General features: G+C 41.7%; 19 protein-coding genes and 1 riboswitch. Of the genes, 1 reads left to right on the top strand and 18 read right to left on the bottom strand.

The window, feature by feature from the left end; genetic code table 11:
* Positions 1-65: 65 nt before the first annotated feature.
* From AR334_RS15210 to AR334_RS15125, 18 genes are all read right to left on the bottom strand, one after another.
* Positions 66-632: an ECF transporter S component gene (locus AR334_RS15210; RefSeq protein ID WP_066313876.1), complete on the bottom strand. Its 567-nt coding sequence runs from the start codon at positions 630-632 to the stop codon at positions 66-68.
* Positions 633-802: 170 nt separating this feature from the next.
* Positions 803-934, bottom strand: a riboswitch (FMN riboswitch).
* Between the two features lie 139 nt (positions 935-1,073).
* Positions 1,074-1,823 (bottom strand): peptidoglycan DD-metalloendopeptidase family protein, encoded by a 750-nt coding sequence (locus AR334_RS15205; RefSeq protein WP_066312779.1) that lies wholly within the window; start codon positions 1,821-1,823, stop codon positions 1,074-1,076.
* Between the two features lie 317 nt (positions 1,824-2,140).
* Positions 2,141-3,307 (bottom strand): hypothetical protein, encoded by a 1,167-nt coding sequence (locus tag AR334_RS15200; protein WP_066312777.1) that lies wholly within the window; start codon positions 3,305-3,307, stop codon positions 2,141-2,143.
* The gene (gene sigX, locus AR334_RS15195) at positions 3,282-3,833 is read right to left on the bottom strand and encodes an RNA polymerase sigma factor SigX (protein WP_066312776.1); all 552 of its coding nucleotides are present in this window, start codon (positions 3,831-3,833) and stop codon (positions 3,282-3,284) included. Before sigX ends, AR334_RS15200 begins: the two co-directional genes overlap by 26 nt.
* Positions 3,834-4,046: 213 nt before the next feature.
* Entirely contained in the window at positions 4,047-5,834 is a 1,788-nt protein-coding gene (locus AR334_RS15190) for an ATP-binding protein (protein WP_066312770.1), read from the bottom strand.
* Positions 5,831-6,547: a response regulator transcription factor gene (locus AR334_RS15185; RefSeq protein WP_066312768.1), complete on the bottom strand. Its 717-nt coding sequence runs from the start codon at positions 6,545-6,547 to the stop codon at positions 5,831-5,833. Before AR334_RS15185 ends, AR334_RS15190 begins: the two co-directional genes overlap by 4 nt.
* A gap of 175 nt (positions 6,548-6,722) precedes the next feature.
* On the bottom strand, positions 6,723-7,910 hold the full coding sequence (gene ccsB, locus AR334_RS15180) for a c-type cytochrome biogenesis protein CcsB (RefSeq protein WP_066312764.1): 1,188 nt from the start codon (positions 7,908-7,910) through the stop codon (positions 6,723-6,725).
* Complete coding sequence (locus AR334_RS15175; RefSeq protein WP_066312754.1) at positions 7,911-9,536, bottom strand: cytochrome c biogenesis protein ResB; 1,626 nt, start codon at positions 9,534-9,536, stop codon at positions 7,911-7,913. It abuts the gene before it with no gap.
* Positions 9,537-9,558: 22 nt separating this feature from the next.
* Positions 9,559-10,083 carry a thiol-disulfide oxidoreductase ResA gene (gene resA, locus AR334_RS15170; RefSeq protein WP_066312751.1) on the bottom strand — a complete coding sequence of 175 codons (525 nt, stop codon included), beginning with the start codon at positions 10,081-10,083 and terminating at the stop codon, positions 9,559-9,561.
* A 99-nt stretch (positions 10,084-10,182) separates the two neighbouring features.
* Positions 10,183-10,920 carry a 23S rRNA pseudouridine(2605) synthase RluB gene (rluB, locus tag AR334_RS15165; RefSeq protein WP_066312747.1) on the bottom strand — a complete coding sequence of 246 codons (738 nt, stop codon included), beginning with the start codon at positions 10,918-10,920 and terminating at the stop codon, positions 10,183-10,185.
* A gap of 172 nt (positions 10,921-11,092) precedes the next feature.
* On the bottom strand, positions 11,093-11,629 hold the full coding sequence (locus AR334_RS15160) for a spore maturation protein (RefSeq protein WP_066312744.1): 537 nt from the start codon (positions 11,627-11,629) through the stop codon (positions 11,093-11,095).
* 6 nt (positions 11,630-11,635) lie between these two features.
* Complete coding sequence (locus AR334_RS15155; RefSeq protein WP_066312737.1) at positions 11,636-12,223, bottom strand: nucleoside recognition domain-containing protein; 588 nt, start codon at positions 12,221-12,223, stop codon at positions 11,636-11,638.
* Positions 12,216-13,361, bottom strand: a complete 1,146-nt coding sequence (locus tag AR334_RS15150) for a D-alanyl-D-alanine carboxypeptidase family protein (protein ID WP_066312731.1) — start codon at positions 13,359-13,361, stop codon at positions 12,216-12,218. Before AR334_RS15150 ends, AR334_RS15155 begins: the two co-directional genes overlap by 8 nt.
* Positions 13,362-13,459: 98 nt before the next feature.
* Entirely contained in the window at positions 13,460-14,356 is an 897-nt protein-coding gene (locus AR334_RS15145) for a superoxide dismutase (RefSeq protein WP_066312724.1), read from the bottom strand.
* Between the two features lie 102 nt (positions 14,357-14,458).
* A complete protein-coding gene (locus AR334_RS15140; RefSeq protein ID WP_066312723.1) occupies positions 14,459-14,947 on the bottom strand; it encodes a YpuI family protein in 489 nt (162 codons plus the stop codon).
* Positions 14,948-15,129: 182 nt separating this feature from the next.
* Positions 15,130-15,543 (bottom strand): hypothetical protein, encoded by a 414-nt coding sequence (locus tag AR334_RS15135; protein ID WP_066312718.1) that lies wholly within the window; start codon positions 15,541-15,543, stop codon positions 15,130-15,132.
* 98 nt (positions 15,544-15,641) lie between these two features.
* The gene (gene scpB, locus AR334_RS15130) at positions 15,642-16,229 is read right to left on the bottom strand and encodes an SMC-Scp complex subunit ScpB (protein WP_066312714.1); all 588 of its coding nucleotides are present in this window, start codon (positions 16,227-16,229) and stop codon (positions 15,642-15,644) included.
* Entirely contained in the window at positions 16,216-16,986 is a 771-nt protein-coding gene (locus AR334_RS15125) for a segregation/condensation protein A (RefSeq protein ID WP_066312710.1), read from the bottom strand. The genes scpB and AR334_RS15125 overlap by 14 nt, the downstream gene beginning before the upstream one ends.
* Positions 16,987-17,173: 187 nt before the next feature.
* Here AR334_RS15125 and AR334_RS28970 point away from each other — a divergent pair, with 187 nt between their 5' ends.
* Positions 17,174-17,272, top strand: coding sequence for a YjcZ family sporulation protein (locus tag AR334_RS28970; RefSeq protein ID WP_082692957.1), 99 nt, complete (start codon positions 17,174-17,176; stop codon positions 17,270-17,272).
* Positions 17,273-17,436 lie beyond the last annotated feature (164 nt).

Genomic DNA, 17,436 nt, shown 5'->3' with positions numbered 1-17,436 from the left:
ACGGGTTTTTCTTTTCTCAAAAAATAAACAGAGGCCGCTATTTTTAAGCAGCCTCTGTTTCTATATTATGCGCCTTTTATCACTGTGTTTTTATTAAGCCATGCCTGCATTCGAACGAATACCAACATAAAAATCATCGACATCATGACACCTTTTAGGATATTAAACGGCAGGATGGCAGGGACGACAAGATTGCGCATGTCTGGGAAACCCATAAGGACGGTATAGGCAGGCAAGATGAACAAGTAGTTTAGAACACTCATAATTACTGCCATTGTAACGGTACCAGCAACCAAAGCCATCGTCATGCCTTTTCTTGTTTTTAACTTATTATAAATATAATACACAGGCAAAATATAAGTAATTCCCGCTAAGAAATTGGCTATGTGTCCGACTGGAATTCCTGTTTGGCTCCCAGTCATAATAAAATCAAGCAGATTCTTAAAAAACTCAACTAATATCCCGGCTACCGGGCCAAAAACTAGCGCAGCTATCAATACCGGTATGTCGCTAAAATCCACAAATAAGAAATTCGGGAATCCCGGCAGCGGAAATTGCAGCAGCATTAATAAATAGGCGATGCTGCTAAGCATTCCAATTGAAACCATTGCCTTTACTTTTGTGTTTTTCATTTTCTTCACTCTTCCTCTCTCCTTTTTTGATCCATCACGTTAGGAAGAGAGGTTCAGCAGCATGCACACCTAAAAATAAAACTCCCTCAAGAAACAGCGCTTGAGGGAGCAAATAAAAGGCATGCTTAATAAACATCCGAAAAGATAATATTTTCAAATGTTTGCAGAACCTCCATCTTCTCCCATCCAGACTATACTGTCGGCTTTGGAATCGCACCAAATCCTGCCATAAAGGCTCGCGGGCTCAAGAGTTAACCTCTAATACCGCCGGTCGGGAATTACACCCTGCCCCGAAGATAGATCGATATGAAATTACAACATTATTATACTAGAGAAATGCAGTTTTGTTAAGTAAAATATATTGTTCATTTCCTCACATGTTTTACTTGTCACTAAATAAAAAAAAACGGAGGGTCGAAACACCTCCGATAAAATGGATTATTAGCGAATAATCAGGATTTGATTTGGTCTAATCACATCGGAATTCAGGTGATTAAGCACTTTTATTCTAGCGACCGAAACATTTACTTTCACAGCAATAGCAGACAAGGTATCCCCTTTTTTCACCCTGTACCGTTCTGTCACTGGGTCAGAAAACTTTTCTTCAAGCAGCGGCCGTAACTGGGCGCTTGCCTCAAGCACATCCCTGCCCATGGCAGCAATTCCGCCTTGGACTGTTTCGCCAACGGCCATCCTTCCTAATAGCATTTCAGGGTTAAAGGCGAATCTCTTATCATAGCGCCATTCAAGCTGATGGGCTTCAAAATGAAGATGGATGCCGGTAGCACGTCCGGTTTTTCCCATGTACCCGATCATATCACCCTGCCTAATAGGTTGTCCTACTGAAACAAGACGCTTGTTCAAGTGGGCGTACACGGTGACAAAATTGCTTGGGTGCTTGATAAAGACCACATTTCCATAAGTAGTAGAGTAGTATGATTTTACGACTTGGCCATCTTCAACGGCAAGAATAGGAGTATCCATTTTTCCGGCTATATCGATTCCTTTGTGATTGCCACGCCTTGTTCCATATGTATCGGAGATTACTCCGTCCGCCGGCCACACCCAGTGTTCCCTTTCTTTCAATTCTTCTGGTGCTGCAGCTTGCGAGTGGCGGCCACCCAAAAATAACAAGCTGACGCAAATTGCCATAATGATGGCAATTAAAAATCTCCTTAAATAATCACGCATTCTTCAAAAATCCTCCTTATACTTGTCCTCTCCTCACCATATGTCCCCTTATCCGGGTTTAGAACAGATGATCTGGGGAGGAACCGTCCAACCATACTTGTTATAATTTGGATTTGATTGCTATTTTATACATAAAGTGAAACTTCAATCAGTGGGGATTTTTTCCATCCCCCACTGATTGTTAGTTGAACCAATCGGACATTTACGGGCAGTTATCCCCCACCTATACTTCTTCGATTCGTCTAAGTATTTAGGTGGGGGGTTTACAGCCCGTTAATGTGGGATAAAAAAATCAACCATTGTGGTTGATTTTTTTGTTATTTTGTTTCCCGCAAATTAGGGGCTATTGGGACTTTGATTTCTTGAGTTAGGTCAAATGGTCCGAGTTTATCTATAGGTGGATTATTGACAAGCACTTTTTCAAAACCAAATTCCTTTGCGGTAAGCAAGATGGCTTCGAAAGACCAGACAGTTTGCTGATCATTGTTTATGCTTGAATTTTCATTAAACGAAATCGTCAATGTTTGACCGCTTGATGACACATCATTAATTCCAATAGTTATACCTTGTAATTGATGCGTATCAATGGAAGCTCCCATTGCTTGCAAGGCAGATTTGATATCTTTAAATGGATCTGGTGAAGGCACTAGGAACGGTCCTTCACTGCCGTTTGGAAAATAGAAGAAGTAAGCATGATTTTTTACCGGGCTAACGTTCAATTCCTCATAGAAATTGTTGCCCGTCTCAAGGCCAGGTTGACCATTTGTCTTAAACCTTAGTTTTTTAGCAGTGCTATTGGAAGCAACAAGATTCTTTAACGTATTGATAAAAATAACTTCAGTTGTGCTTCCTTGAGCGTAAGGGTGATCTGCAGGCACATCGACAATAACCGTCTCGCCCACTTTATCATAGCTTAATGTTGCCTTAAGCGGGTAATAATCAGTCAACCGCCATTCGGTTTCTCTTAAGTTTGCCATATTTTCGTTGTATAGGGTCAGCCAATCTTTCCCTTCAGAATTGTTGACGATCGTCGAAACAGGAACAAGGTTTAGTGCATTTTCATCGGGCACCCAGTATGTCAGCACGGTCTCGTCATTGGCTACATCATCATAAATGGCGGTCGTAGCAATTTTCTCATTGCTTAGCTCTGCCTTTTTCATGATAGTCGCCTGGTCCTTCTGCGTATCCCCGTTTGCCGTACCACTTGGATCATTATTCTCTTTGGCAACCTTTGCTTCTTGTGTGGATTCCTGTTTTGCATGATCTAACGAAAATTGATTACCATCCATGAGTTTAGGAATTAAAATGAAAAACAGTAATAAGGCCGCGGCCGTGGCAAGGCCGGGTAAAAGCCATGGCATTTTCTTGGGCCGTTTAGTCGGCAGGTTTTGGTAAATGTCGCGCGGGTGACGATAGTCTTCGATTTTCGGCATTTCCTTTAGTAGTTCCACGAGCTCTTTATCGCTCCACTCCGACTTTTTCACTCGCTTCCCCCTCCTTTGCATGGAAATTTTCCATCTCTTTCTTTAACACCTTTAAAGCACGATGCTGAGTTGTTTTGACTTTACTTTCGGTCCAGCCTAAGGATTCCGCTGTTTCAGAAATGGATAAATCCTGAATAAAACGAAGGATGATGACAGCACGCTGATCGACTGTACAATAGTCCAAACATTGATACACCCATTTAATTTCTTCTCGTTGAACTGCAATTTCCTCCGGAATGGGATAATCGTCCTTCACCTGATTTGTCGACCAATCAAATTTTTCAAGGATTCTTTCTTTCCAGCCCTTTTGCTTCCGGAAGAAGTCAATTGCAACATTTCTGGCAATTGAAAACAGCCACGTCTTCTCACTGCTTTTTCCTTCAAAGCGGTGATATGACTTAAAAACTCTTATATAGACTTCCTGGACAAGATCTTCTGCCTGCTCTCTGTTTCTGACCATGTAAAATAAAAATTGAAAAACGTCATGATGATACTTTTGATATAGTTCATCGAAAACGGAGTCCATTCAATTCTCCTCCCCGTTCAATAATATAGTCGAGGTTTATGTATAAAAGGTTACACCTTAAATAAATATAGACTTTTTTAACATAAAAGTGAAGGTATTTAGTGGAATCTATTTTTAATTACAGAGAAAAGAAAAAACCCATCCGAGTTTGGATGAGTTTGTTTCGTATTGTTTCCCGTGAATCAAGAGAAATCGGGAAAAAAGTGGCTGTTTTTACGATTTTCGAGGCAAAACAAAGGAAAATGTCGTTCCTTGGCCAATTTTGCTTTGAGCCGAAATGTGACCGCGGTGAGCATCTATAATATTTTTGGCAATAGCTAGACCAAGCCCCGTTCCAGACCTGCCCCTCGTTCGAGCTTTATCCGCTTTATAAAAACGTTCAAATACAAATGGCAAGTCTTCTTCCGGGATACCTGAACCAGAATCTTTTACTTCCATCCTGATTCCTTTTTCATCCTGGGCAACAACTAAAGTGACAGAACCACCCGACGGAGTATGCCTAAATGCGTTATCAATTAGATTGGTCAGCACCTGTTCAACTCGATCGGGATCCATGTTGATTGGCTCCATCTCAGCTTCAATTTCGGCGTACAAATGTATGCCATTATCCTTGGCCAGCCCCTGAAACTTATGGATAATCCGGTTAATGAAGATTTCAATATTCACTTCTTCTAACGTCAATTGAATATGACCGGCTTCCATCCGTGCCAAATCAAGCAGTTCATTGACAAGACGCCCCATGCGTAACGATTCGTCATAGATGACCTTTGCCATTTCCCGTTTTTCTTCCTGCGATTGGGCAATATCATCGACAATCGCTTCACTGTATCCTTGCAACATTGAAATCGGAGTACGCAGTTCATGAGATACATTTGCGATAAAGTCTTTTCTCATTTTTTCCAGTTTTCTTTCCTCGGTCATATCCCGCAGAACAGCAACGGCACCCCGAATAAACTGATTGCTGTAAAGAGGACTGACGAGAATCACCCAATGGCGCCCTTGAAGGGTAACTTCACCAATTTGCTCTTTTTCCGTATCAACGGCTTTTTGAAAAAGCTCCATCGCCTCCGATGGAATTTCTTCGGCTTCCGTTTCAAATCCACCTTTTTCATAATACCAATATTGTAGAAACCGGTCAGCCGGCGGATTGGTAATCAGAATCGTTCCATCCCGGTTAAAGGTAATAACGCCGTCAGCCATACTGCTAAGAATGCTTGCAAGCTGCTCCTTTTCTTGATTGAGAGCATTCATATTGAACTTTAATTGTCTGCCCATCTGATTAAAGGCTGTTGCCAATTCGCCAATTTCATCATGTGTCAGAATCGGTACCTTCGTATCGAATTTACCTCGCGCCACCTCGAATGCCGCTTCCCGCATCTTTCTTAACGGCGCAGTAATTCTTGTTGACAAGAAGAAGGCAAAAATAGTAGTCAAAATGATAGCAACTCCCGCGACCAACAGGATAAATTTTGTCGCTTCTCGGGATGTTTGCTGCATGACTTCCAAGGATTGATAAATAAATACCGCCCCGGTTTCTTCACCTGGAAGATGAAGCGGCACGCCAATAATTGAAAAGCTGGCATCGCTCGTCTTACCGTTCTTATTTGAAGCCAGGTTTGAAATTTTTTCAACCTTTTTGTTTTCGTGAAATACCTTTGATAATTCAGAATCCTGTCTGATATCTTTCAGCGAAAGTTTAACCCCAGTTTCCGTATTGGGTGAATAATAAACCTCGTGCTCATTTTTAACGACGACCACTTTTGTTACCTGGTCGACTATTTCCCATGATATTTCTAACCCGAGCGGCAACTGCTCTTTTGGATGCTCCTCAAGAACATTAGCGATTTTTTCGGCTGTATGTGTCAGCCCTTCTTTAGTTTCTTGAATGTTATAATTTTGAAAAAACTCAAGGAGCATGACTGTTAAAATAAACAGCACAAATGAAACAAGTAGAATGATGGTAAACCAAAGTTTACCTACTACGCTTCGTAAAAAAGTCATTCATTTGTTACCTCGAATTTGTAGCCTACTCCCCAAACTGTAACAATCATTCTGGCTGCCTGTTCGGATACCTTATTCAATTTCTCGCGGAGTCGCTTGACATGGGTATCAACCGTGCGCAAATCTCCAAAAAACTCATAATGCCAAACTTCTTTTAGCAGCTGTTCCCGATCGAATACTTTATCGGGCGCTTTTGCCAGGAAATATAACAGTTCATATTCTTTTGGTGTCAAGCTGACTTCCTTGCCATCTGCAGTAACCCTGTGCGCATCATTGTCGATTGTTAAGTGCGGGAACACGATGACATCCTTGGTGGTTGTTTCGGTTTGTAAATAAGTAGTTTGTGATGATCTTCTGAGAATGGCCTTTACCCTTAGGACAACTTCCCGCGGGCTAAATGGCTTGACAATATAATCATCTGTTCCAACTTCAAAGCCCTGAACACGGTTTACTTCTTCTCCCTTTGCCGTTAACATGATAACAGGGGTAGCCTTCTTTTCACGCAGTTCGCGGCAAACCTCAATCCCGTCCTTGCCAGGCATCATTAGGTCAAGGAGAATAACATCGTAATCATTATTCAACGCTTTAGTTAAAGCTTCATTTCCGTCTTCTGCTTCATCAATAATAAACTCTTCTCGCTCAAGGTACATTTTTAATAAACGGCGAATTCTTTCTTCATCGTCAACTACCAAAATTTTTACGGATTTTTCCATTATTAATCCCCCCATGTTGTTTATTGTACAAAATGGTATCGTATTTTGCTATATGTTGAAAGCTAATAACTGACTTAAAAAGTGTCAATAATTTGACAATGCGAATAAAAGTGGAAATTTTTTCTTGATTTTCTTAAAAAGCCTCCACTATTTTAGTGAAGGCTGTATTTTATTATTATGAACCGGCATAGGAATGCAGGCCAGCAATAACAAGGTTAACGGCTACCAGGTTAAACATAATAATCACAAACCCGATAACGGCAAGCCAGGCTGATTTTTCACCATGCCAGCCTTTTGATAAGCGAAGATGCATGAAAGCCGCGTAGAATAACCAGGTAATCAACGCCCAAACCTCTTTCGGATCCCATCCCCAGAAGCGGGACCAGGCAATTTGCGCCCAAATCATCGCAAAAATTAACGCTCCAAGCGTAAAGACAGGAAACCCGATTAACACAGATCGGTAGCTGATTTCATCGACAAAATCGAGTTTTATGTTTTTAACCAGCGGTTGAAGTGCTGCAGCAATCCGCCTCCTGATGATCAGGCGAATCAGTCCATATAAAATCAGTCCGCCAAAGAATGACCAAATGACTGTATTTAATTTTTTGGCGTTGATATATGCAGGCATTTCAATCAGCGGTTTAAAACCCTCTTTCGTGACCAATTCCCAATCGTGGGGCCCGGTAATAGCAGGCATCGTATATTCAACAGATGCTTCATTGCCTTTCTTGTCAATCCAAGTAAATTTCTCCTGATATCCTGCTGCGGAGAACACAGTGGAAACCGCAACAAAGCCAAGAACCGTTACGAGGGAAAACATGACAATTTCAAGCCAAAAAGTCCGTTTGCTCGCTTTCTTTTGGTCAATGGCCTTCACCAGATAAATCAAACCTGCAGCAAAGCTGATTGCCAAAATCGCTTCCCCAATCGCAGCAGTCGTAACATGGATATGGAGCCAATAGCTTTGCAAGGCTGGAATTAATGGAGAAATCTCTCTTGGAAACATACTTGCATAAGCGATGACCAGGATTGCAACAGGCATTGTAAATAATCCCAAGAGCGTAGTCCGATAAATAAAATAAATGACAATAAATGCACCCACTAGAGCCATGCCAAAGAAGGTGGTAAATTCAAACATATTACTTACAGGGGCATGTCCGGCTGCAATCCATCTCGTGATAAAATACCCCAACTGCGAAACAAAACCGACAATGGTCAAAAATACAGCGACTTTACCCCATTTGTTCGTACCTTGTTTCTCGTTAAATTCTTTTTTTGCTTTAATCGACCCGCCAAAGAACAGGGTGGCGACTAAATATAGAATAAAAGATATAAACAATAAATTACTGCTTAGTGTTGCCAATTAAGCTTCCTCCTTCTCCCCATCATCTTCCTTTTGAATCTGATCTACCGGCATCGTTAGCTTAGTATTCGCAAGAATGGTTTCCAGTTCACGCTTAAGGCCATACCAATTCTTATTCGTATGAGCAGCGATCCAAATCTGGCCGTTTTTGTTCTGGATCCAAATCCGCCGATGGTTCCAATAGGCACCCTGAACGACACCAATCATAAAAATAATCCCGCCCAAAATAATCGCCCATAATGAAGAATCTTTCCGCACAATAAATCCGGAAACATTTTGTGTTTCAATTCCTTTGAAGGCTACCTTGTAGACATTATCGCCAAATGGTTCAATCGTTTGTCTGATGGCTACGAAACTTGTTTCTCCCTTTGGCTTTTCAGGGGTGATCATCGTAAACACAAATGCAGGATTGTTTGGGACTCGTGATTTTGTACTTGGCTCCCCGTTTTTATCAAATTCAAAGTCTGGAAAGAAATTCAAAATTTTCACAGCATAGCCATTTCCCAAATCATACTCTGATTTTGGAGCTTTTAGGTCGATTGTAAAATCGCCAAACGTTTGGCCACTCTCTTTATTTGCCAACGAGAATGACATGGCCGTCATTTCACTTCTAAAGGAAGACTGATAAACAGAATAACCATCGAAGGTAAGCGGATGATTGACACGAACCTTGTATTCCTTCAGTTTTTTCAGCTCAGGTTTTTCTCCTGGAAGATTCTCGCTAACGCGCTCATAAAGCACAACATTGGATTGGTAATTTTGTACGACTTGGCCGGCTCGATCAAGTGCTTTTTCAAATTTTTTATTTTCTTCCTTATCATAGTGTTCGAGAATAAATTGGTTGTTTTGGATATAGTATTTCTCCCCCGTTTCCGGGACCAATGCTGTTTCCCCTTCCCGAACCCATAAATTATCTTCCACATAATAGCCAGGTATAAACCTTAGCATCCCGCCAAAAAGGAATATAATTAAACCGACATGGTTTACATATGGACCCCAGCGGGAAAATCGGCCTTTTTCGGCTAAAATATCGCCATTTTCCTCGCGAACCTGGTAACGCTTTTGTATTAAATGCTGCTTCACCAGGTCCTGATCACTTTGGTCAACAGCCTCGTTTATGCCAAACAGACGCTGACGCTTTAAAAACCCTTCATGTCTAGTTACCCGTTGCGCCTTTAAGGCCTTGTAAAGCGGAACAACCCGATCAAGACTGCAAATAACCAAGGAAATACCAATCATCGCAATCAGCAGCAAATACCACCATGAACCGTACAAATCATGAAAACCCAATTGGTAGTACAGCTTGCCAAACCAGCCATGCTCCTGCTCGTAATAGACTTCCGGGGGAAGATTGATATACATTTCCTGCGGCAGTATGGTCCCAATTATCGAGGCTAATAGGGTAATGACAATTAACCACACGCCAACCTTTACAGAAGAAAAAAAGTTCCAAATTTTATCTATAACCGTTTTGTTGTAGGTTTGTGAGCGACGCGCACTGCCTTCATAGCGCATATCCAGCAATTTGCCGCTTTGGTCTCTCTCGTCAAGCACCTTTCCGCACGCTTCACACAAAACGGTGCCATGTGGATTGACGTGGCCGCATTCACATTTTACATCTTTCATTTAAAAAAACTCCCTGTTTCCCCTAAGGTTTTATTTTCTCCATAAATTCCCGAATTTTGTTCTCCGTCAACTCACCGGTATGATACTTCACAACATTCCCATTTTTATCAATCAGGAAGGTAGCCGGGAGCAGATCGACACCATAGGCTGTCATGACTTCCTTATCCTGATCAATCATAATCGGAAAATCGAGTTTTAGCCTCTCGGCAAATTGGTTGACGGCGAGTTCCGATTCCTGGATATCAACCGATAAAACCTTAACCCCTTTGTCTTTAAATTGATGATATTGATTATTGATATAAGGCATTTCCTTTTTACAAGGCGGACACCATGTTCCCCAAAAATTGAGGAAAACCCCCTGGCCCCGATAATCAGACAACCGATGCTTGTTTCCCTGCATATCGACCAAAACAAAATCAGGTGCAGGGTCCCCCTCTGCCACCTTTTGTCTGTGATCCTTCGTGAAATTCGCATAAAGTGTATAAACAACGGCAGCTGCCAGAACAAACAAAATAATTGTTCTCATGATCAAACGCCGTTTTTTCATGAAAAACCCTCCCCAATGCTTTGCTGACACAGATAATCTAAATTATATCATTTCTCACTGTGGCTACATTGTTAACTCAAGATGTAAATTGTGACAGTTCTATGAATTTTTTTTGGTTTCTTCAAGCGCATGGGCTCTTAATTGTTTTACTTCATGAACGGTCAGTTCCCTTGCTTCCCCTGCTTTAAGTCCATTTAAAGTTAAAAATGCGTACCTTTCACGCTTTAATTTCAAAACTTCATGGCCAATAGCCTCAAACATCCTTCTGACCTGGCGATTTTTGCCCTCATGTATCGAAATTTCTACGATGGAGCTTTGTTTTTTCTTATCTGTCGACAGCAGTTTCACTTTTGCCGGAGCGGTTTTGCCATCTTCAAGGCGTATCCCTCTCTCAAGCTTTTTTAAATTTTCCCTTAATGGAATGCCTTTAATTTTTGCAACATATACCTTTTCAATTTCATTTCTCGGGTGCATAAGGAGGTTCGCGAACTCTCCGTCGTTTGTAAGCAGCAACAGCCCGGAAGTATCATAATCGAGCCTGCCGACCGGAAAAATTCTTTCCTTAATTCCCGAGAAATAATCGGTCACTACCTTTCTGCCTTTCTCATCACTTACACTAGAAATGACCCCTCTTGGTTTGTACAGAAGGAAGTATACCGGCACCTCCTTTTCCAACGGTATTTCATTTACCTCTACTTTATCGGAAGGCGACACCTTAATACCTAGCTCGGTAACTACCTTTCCATTTACTTTCACCTGGCCTTGTTTAATCAGTTCTTCGGCTTTCCGTCTCGAAGCAATTCCGGCCCGGGCTATAATTTTCTGCAATCTTTCCATTCTTTCACCTCAAAGAAATATCCTAATATAGGGTTATTCAGTAACAGATTCTATTTTTGCAAACAAGAAAATGATTCTACTTTCCCAACTGCATTATGACACAAATCCGTCACTTTTCAAAGTTTAAGACATACAAAAAACAGGCCCTATTCCAAGCCTGCTTAAGTCAATACTATTTTGTTCCAAAAATAATTGCAACCACTGCGATGGCGACGATAATTCCGACGACATCTGCCAATAGTCCGACCTTTAGAGCATCCCCCATCTTTTTTATCCCAACTGCTCCGAAATATACCGTTAACACATAAAAGGTGGTGTCTGTACTTCCCTGCAAAACAGAAGCCAGACGGCCAATGAACGAATCGGGTCCGTATACAGCGATTAAATCACTTGTCATTCCGAGCGCAGCCGTACCAGAAATCGGACGAATCAGTAATAATGGTACGATTTCGGATGGTATGCCAATCATGTTCATAAACGGGCGAATCCAATTCATGAGGGCTTCCAATGCCCCAGAGGCCCGAAAGATTGAAATCGCCACCAGCATCCCGACAAGGAAAGGGATGATGGAAACGGCTATTTTAATCCCCTCTTTCCCCCCCTCGACAAAGCTTTCGTAGGTTGGCACTTTCTTGAAAGTCCCATATAGGAGAATAAAACCAATTAATAAAGGAATAAAGGTTAGTGAAATTACCGAAATCAACGCCATATATCCTCACCCTTTTCGGCTTCTGCGGTAATAAAAATAGCGATCGATAAGAATGGCCCCAATTGCCGAAAGGATTGTTGCGATAATGGTCGGAACAACGATCTCCGTGGGGGATGCGGAATTGTACGTCATTCTAATCGCTATCACAGTAGTCGGTATAATCGTGATACTAGCGGTATTGATTGCCAGAAAGGTAACCATCGACCGCGATGCAGAGTTTTTTCCGCCATTTAATTTTTTCAGTTCCTCCATAGCTTTAATTCCCATCGGAGTTGCTGCGTTACCCAACCCAAACATGTTTGAAATCATGTTCGACAGCATATAGCCCATTGCCGGGTGGTTGGCCGGCACATCAGGAAAAAGCCGTTTGACAAGCGGCCGGAATAATTTTGAAAGCTTTTCAAGAAGCCCCGATTCTTCAGCAATGCGCATCATCCCCAGCCAGAAAACAAGAACACTGATCAGCCCGATGCACAATGTGACTGCCTCTTTAGCACCATTAAAAACAGCTTTATTCACATCTTCCATCGTTCCATTAAATAATGCAAACACGATTCCGATTACAGTCATAGCCACCCAGATATAATTAACCATTGGCGTTCACACCAATGACCGAGGAAAAGGTTTCTTTCAGACGATCCAACAAACCCTTCTTTTTCTTCGGAACGTATTGATAATAGATAGGTGTTTCCTTGACAGCCCGTCCATCCAAATAAACAATCGCTTTTCCGGCCACTTTTTCGACCGTTTCCGATGTTCTCAAGTTCTTATCGGGCATGGTCAATTTATATTTGACAGAAAATAATTCGATTTCCTTACTTGTCGCTGGGTAAACAATCGATTTTTTTAAATATAAATGATTTTGATATTGTTTTGGTTTTGGCAGGTTAATTTTTCCTTTGGTCAATACCTCGACCATATCAAACTGATTAAAACCTGATTCATACAGTGAAATGTGATCATTCCAATCATCCGGTGCATTCAAAGTGACGGCAATCAAATTCATATCCCCTTTTGAAGCAGTCGTGACAAGTGTTCGCTTTGCCCGTTTGGTGTAGCCTGTTTTCCCGCCGGTAGTGTACTTATATTTTGTGAGCAGACGATTTTTATTTTTCCACACCCTGTCCCAATTTTCCGTTGGATTTGGAGCACGATGCACCTTCGTGCCTGCGATTTTTTGGTAGGTTTTGTTTTGCATGGCATAACGGGTCAAAACAGCCATATCATAGGCGGTAGAAAAATGAGCCTCATGATCGTCAAGCCCGTGCGGATTGGCAAAATGTGTGTTGACCATGCCGATTTCCCTTGCCTTTTGATTCATCAAATAAACAAAGCCATCCAGACTGCCGCCGACATATTCGGCAATTGCGACTGCTGTGTCATTTCCGGAGCGCAGCATCAGCCCATAGACAAGATCTTCCAGCTTTATTTTTTCTCCAGGCTTTAAATATACCGATGACCCTTCTGCCCGGGTCGCCCGCTCGCTCACTGTTACATATTGATTCAATTTTCCGGATTCTATCGCAAGAATGGCAGTCATGATTTTGGTAATACTGGCAATTCTCATTCTCTTATGGGCATCTTTTTCAAAAAGAATTCGCCCAGATTTCTGCTCTATCAGTACGGCACTCACTGCACTTACCCCAGGCGCCGCTGCCGCCCTTTGCGGAATATTCGCCATGATTAACGAAACTATCAGGGAAAAAATAATCAGCTTCCATATTTTTTTCATAGATAAACCTCGTCCCTCTCTTTAGTTACTAAAAGTTTATGCGGGACAAGGTTTGATATGACAAAAAAGAAAATGGGTCGGAACGGAATGCCCAATGATCATCGGCCGGGCCAATTCTTATCGGCAGCCCTTTCAAGTCTCATGGCAACATCATGCCAGTTTACGAGATTCCACCAATTCTTGACATAGTCACCCCGATTATTTTTATATTGCAGATAATAGGCGTGCTCCCAAACATCAAGCACCAGAAGCGGGATGGTATCCCATTGGGTTAGCAGCATATGGCGTTCCGATTGCAGGATTTCTAAATGTCTAGCCTGCGGTGCCCAGACCAACAGGGCCCAGCCAACCCCCTCTACTTGTTTGGCCGCCTCGGTAAATTGGTTTTTAAAAGCGGTAAAGCTGCCAAAATAGCGATCAATTTCAGCTTTCAATAATCCGTACGGTTCTCCGCCGCCTTGTGGATTCATGTTTCTCCAAAAAGTCGAATGGAGATAGTGACCGGAGCCATGAAAGGCAAGTTCCCGCGACCAATGCTTGATTAAGGCAAAATCACCTGACTCCCTTGCTTTCTTTAAATTTAACTCCGCCTTGTTTAAGCCTTCCACATAGCCGCGATGATGCTTATCGTGATGCAGCCTCATGATTTCCTCTGAAATATAGGGCTCCAAAGCATCATACGGGTAGGGCAGATCGGGAAGTGTATGGCCTCCCGGCGGAATTGGTTTCTCCCGCACCCAGATGGATCCGACTTCATTTTCCCGTTTTTGATTAAAATAATGCTCCAGCTGCCTATGGATAGACTCTGCTTTCACTTGAAGGCCAAGCATTTCTTCATTCGATAATTCACGGTTCGTTGTTTCAATCATATCGGTAAATTCATCCAGCTGTTCCCATAACTCTGAGTTTTCTCTAACATTTTCGGAGTGGAGAAATCTCCTCATCTCTTCATTCCATTTAAATAATTCATTGACATACTCGTGGAACCGGTCCATCGAATCCCCCATTTCCAGAAATCCTTATAAAAGGTATGAAAAAATGAGAAATTTAGAACACAGAAAAGGCCGCCTCCAAGGGAGACAGCCTCTGCCATTTGCTTACTTTGATTGTGCCATTTTGGTCCGATAGTCTGTTTCATAGTATTCCAATTCTTCTCTAATGCGTTGAAAATCCCCTTCCAAACCTTTAAGCAATTGAACAATTTGTTCGGAAACATTTTGATAGAATTTAATCGCATTTCTCCCCGTATAAGCGGAGCGGCTATTTTCAAACCAGGCATCATTATTCGGCGAGAAAAATTCTTCGATACATTGATGAAAAATTTTATATAATGTTTTTTCTGCAGCACCCTTTGGGAAAGTCTCACTTTGCAAGATAATTTGGCAGGCTTCATAACCTTCTTCACTACAGACAAGCAGTTTCCGCAAGTTGGAAAGGATCAATTTGTGATAGTTTCTTTCTTCTTCACCTTCAGGACTTAACTCTGATAAAGTCGTTTCATTTAAAAACTCTTCAATGGTTGAAGTGGTTTTGGCTAAAAAGCTTTTTACATCATGAACCTGAGTCTCAACTAACGAATTCCCCATTTGACTCCCTCCGGATCTGTAACATTATTGCGGCTGCATGATAAAGTGAAACTTCAATCAGTGGGGGTTTTTTCCATCCCCCACTGATTGTTAGTTGAACCAATCGGACATTTACGGGCAGTTATCCCCCACCTATACTTCTTCGATTTGTCTAAGTATTGAGGTGGGGGTGTTACTGCCCGTTAATGTGGGATAAATTCAAGCGGTGACCTGAGCTCGTAGCCGTTCTTTTGCTTAAGGCTTGAAAATATCTCCGGCAGCTTTGAGAAATTAATATCCTGGAAATAGGTTGCAAACTCCTGCTTGGAATTAATATATAGACGTTTGCGGGCCCGCAGTCCTGGATTTTTCAAGAGACAAACAAGGGCAACAATATCCCTAAAGAAAATCTCCTTGCCATCCTGGACGAAAATTGGGTCCTCTTGAAATGGAGTGAATTCAGGGAAAATTTGATCGAAATATCTTACATATAATACATGCAATGTTTTCTCTGTGCCATCTTCGACAAATGTAATCTCACTTCTGTTAAAAAAATCCTCTGATGTGTTGGATTTTTCTTTTTCCAACTCATACCCTTTGCATTCTTTAATTAGCAATTTAATCGCGCTCCTTATTGACATGCTCTCATTTCATAGAAGTTTTTAGCCTAACTTACAGCTTAATAGTACCATAATTTGTTGGTTCAGTTGATGAATTATGAGTTCAAAGTTTCCTGGAATTTTTCAAAAAATAAATCCGCTTCTTCCTGTATGTACTCTTCCTCTGGCTTTTCCGGAAGCGCCGGAAGTTCTTCCAGGCTTTTGAGTCCAAAATAATCAAGGAATTCCTTTGTAGTGCCGTATAAATAGGCCCGCCCTGTCCCTTCGGCCCGTCCCACATCTTTGATTAATGCTTTGGCCATCAGCGTATTTAACGGCCTTTCCGTTTTTACACCGCGAATCTCCTCAATTTCAGCACGAGTAATTGGCTGTTTATAGGCTATAATTGCCAAGGTTTCTAGTGCAGCTTGGGATAACGTCGATGTATGCGGGGAATCGACCAGTTTTTTTAAGTAATCTGCATTTTCTTTTTTAGTGGCAAGCTGATAATTGCCGGCGAGCTGCACCACCATAATCCCGCGGTTTTTATTGTTCCTGTATTCTTCTGTTAATGAATCGATAATTTCTATTGCATGAAGTTCGGTCACTTCCAGTACCTCAGCAATTTGCTTTAGGGCGAGACCTTCATCTCCGGCAGCAAATAACAGGCTTTCAAGTATGCCCGTCCAATTAATGATTTCCAAAGTGATCAGTTCCTTCCTTTACAGCCTCAATAAAGATGTCACTAAAGTTTCCCTGTTGATGGACCTCAACTTCTTTTCTTTTCATTAATTCCAGTATCGCCAAAAAGGTGACCACAATATGGCCTTTTGTCCGGCTGGGAAATAAATTGTTAAAATTTGTCCGGCCCTTCAACTGTTTCAATTCAACCAATATTTCCGTCATTCTTGTTTCAATTGAGATTTCCTGGCGGGTAATTTTTGTCGCCAACGGCCGCTGCAGCTTTTTCCGGCGCAATAATTTTTGAAAGGCCGCCAGCATATCGTAAAGGGAAACATTTAAATCAGTCTTGATTGGCTGCACTTCTTTTGCAAAATCGGATAAATCGCTAGGAGGCTTCGTAAACATGAGCCCACGTTCTTCCTCCATTGTTTTTAAATCATGGGCCGCTTCCTTGTACTTACGGTATTCAATTAATCGCTCAACAAGCTCATCCCGAGGGTCCTCCTCATAAGCGATTTCAGGATCAGTCTCGATATTCACTTCTTCATGCTTGGGAAGAAGCATTTTACTCTTGATTGCCAGCAAAGTTGCTGCCATGACCAAATATTCACTGGCAACATCAAGTTTTAAATCGTTCATTGTATGGATATATACAAAGTATTGTTCTGTAATTTGGGCGACAGGAATATCATAAATATCGATTTCCAGCCGGTTGATCAGATGGAGGAGCAAATCAAGCGGTCCCTCAAAAGCATCTATCTTAACCTCATAAGGCATTCACACTCACCAAAATTCCTATTTAAGTTGACTATTATTAGTATAGAGGATTCATTTTGCTTGTCCAATAGAAAAATAAATGAAATCAGGCATTTCCCCCGTTATTGGGACGAATGCCTATAACATTGGACAAAATCCTTACATATGATGGCAGAGTAAAGACAATAAATTTTAGGAGGTAATATTTATGGCTGATGGTGCAGGTTTCGGTTTTGGAGGCGGATTTGCATTAATTGTCGTATTGTTCATTTTGTTAGTTATCGTTGGGGCAGCTTGGGTCTGGTAACCCAATAAAGAAGCCTGGTTCAATTTATGCCACAACAAAATGATGAACCTGTAATTGGATAAAGGCCTGCCATTATGGCGGGCCTTTCAGACTGTCGACAAATCCGAAGGATTTCGGGTTTTAATCGACAGTCTTTTTTGTTTGGATACATTAACCTTGTCTGT

The sequence above is a fragment of the Bacillus sp. FJAT-29814 genome, assembly GCF_001510715.1.
Taxonomy (GTDB): domain Bacteria; phylum Bacillota; class Bacilli; order Bacillales; family Cytobacillaceae; genus Neobacillus.
Note: the sequence above shows the minus strand (reverse complement) of the source record. Positions and strands in the feature narration are given on the sequence as shown.

Excerpts from the sequence above, each read along its gene's own strand:
- resA (WP_066312751.1), bottom strand. The coding sequence starts at position 10,083 with ATGAAAAAACGGCGTTTGATCATGAGAACAATTATTTTGTTTGTTCTG.
- sigX (WP_066312776.1), bottom strand. The coding sequence starts at position 3,833 with ATGGACTCCGTTTTCGATGAACTATATCAAAAGTATCATCATGACGTT.
- AR334_RS15210 (WP_066313876.1), bottom strand. The coding sequence starts at position 632 with ATGAAAAACACAAAAGTAAAGGCAATGGTTTCAATTGGAATGCTTAGC.
- AR334_RS15155 (WP_066312737.1), bottom strand. The coding sequence starts at position 12,223 with ATGGTTAATTATATCTGGGTGGCTATGACTGTAATCGGAATCGTGTTT.
- AR334_RS15175 (WP_066312754.1), bottom strand. The coding sequence starts at position 9,536 with ATGAAAGATGTAAAATGTGAATGCGGCCACGTCAATCCACATGGCACC.
- AR334_RS15145 (WP_066312724.1), bottom strand. The coding sequence starts at position 14,356 with ATGGACCGGTTCCACGAGTATGTCAATGAATTATTTAAATGGAATGAA.
- AR334_RS15150 (WP_066312731.1), bottom strand. The coding sequence starts at position 13,361 with ATGAAAAAAATATGGAAGCTGATTATTTTTTCCCTGATAGTTTCGTTA.
- AR334_RS28970 (WP_082692957.1), top strand. The coding sequence starts at position 17,174 with ATGGCTGATGGTGCAGGTTTCGGTTTTGGAGGCGGATTTGCATTAATT.
- AR334_RS15190 (WP_066312770.1), bottom strand. The coding sequence starts at position 5,834 with ATGACTTTTTTACGAAGCGTAGTAGGTAAACTTTGGTTTACCATCATT.
- AR334_RS15125 (WP_066312710.1), bottom strand. The coding sequence starts at position 16,986 with ATGCCTTATGAGGTTAAGATAGATGCTTTTGAGGGACCGCTTGATTTG.
- AR334_RS15140 (WP_066312723.1), bottom strand. The coding sequence starts at position 14,947 with ATGGGGAATTCGTTAGTTGAGACTCAGGTTCATGATGTAAAAAGCTTT.
- AR334_RS15185 (WP_066312768.1), bottom strand. The coding sequence starts at position 6,547 with ATGGAAAAATCCGTAAAAATTTTGGTAGTTGACGATGAAGAAAGAATT.
- rluB (WP_066312747.1), bottom strand. The coding sequence starts at position 10,920 with ATGGAAAGATTGCAGAAAATTATAGCCCGGGCCGGAATTGCTTCGAGA.
- AR334_RS15205 (WP_066312779.1), bottom strand. The coding sequence starts at position 1,823 with ATGCGTGATTATTTAAGGAGATTTTTAATTGCCATCATTATGGCAATT.
- AR334_RS15160 (WP_066312744.1), bottom strand. The coding sequence starts at position 11,629 with ATGGCGTTGATTTCGGTAATTTCACTAACCTTTATTCCTTTATTAATT.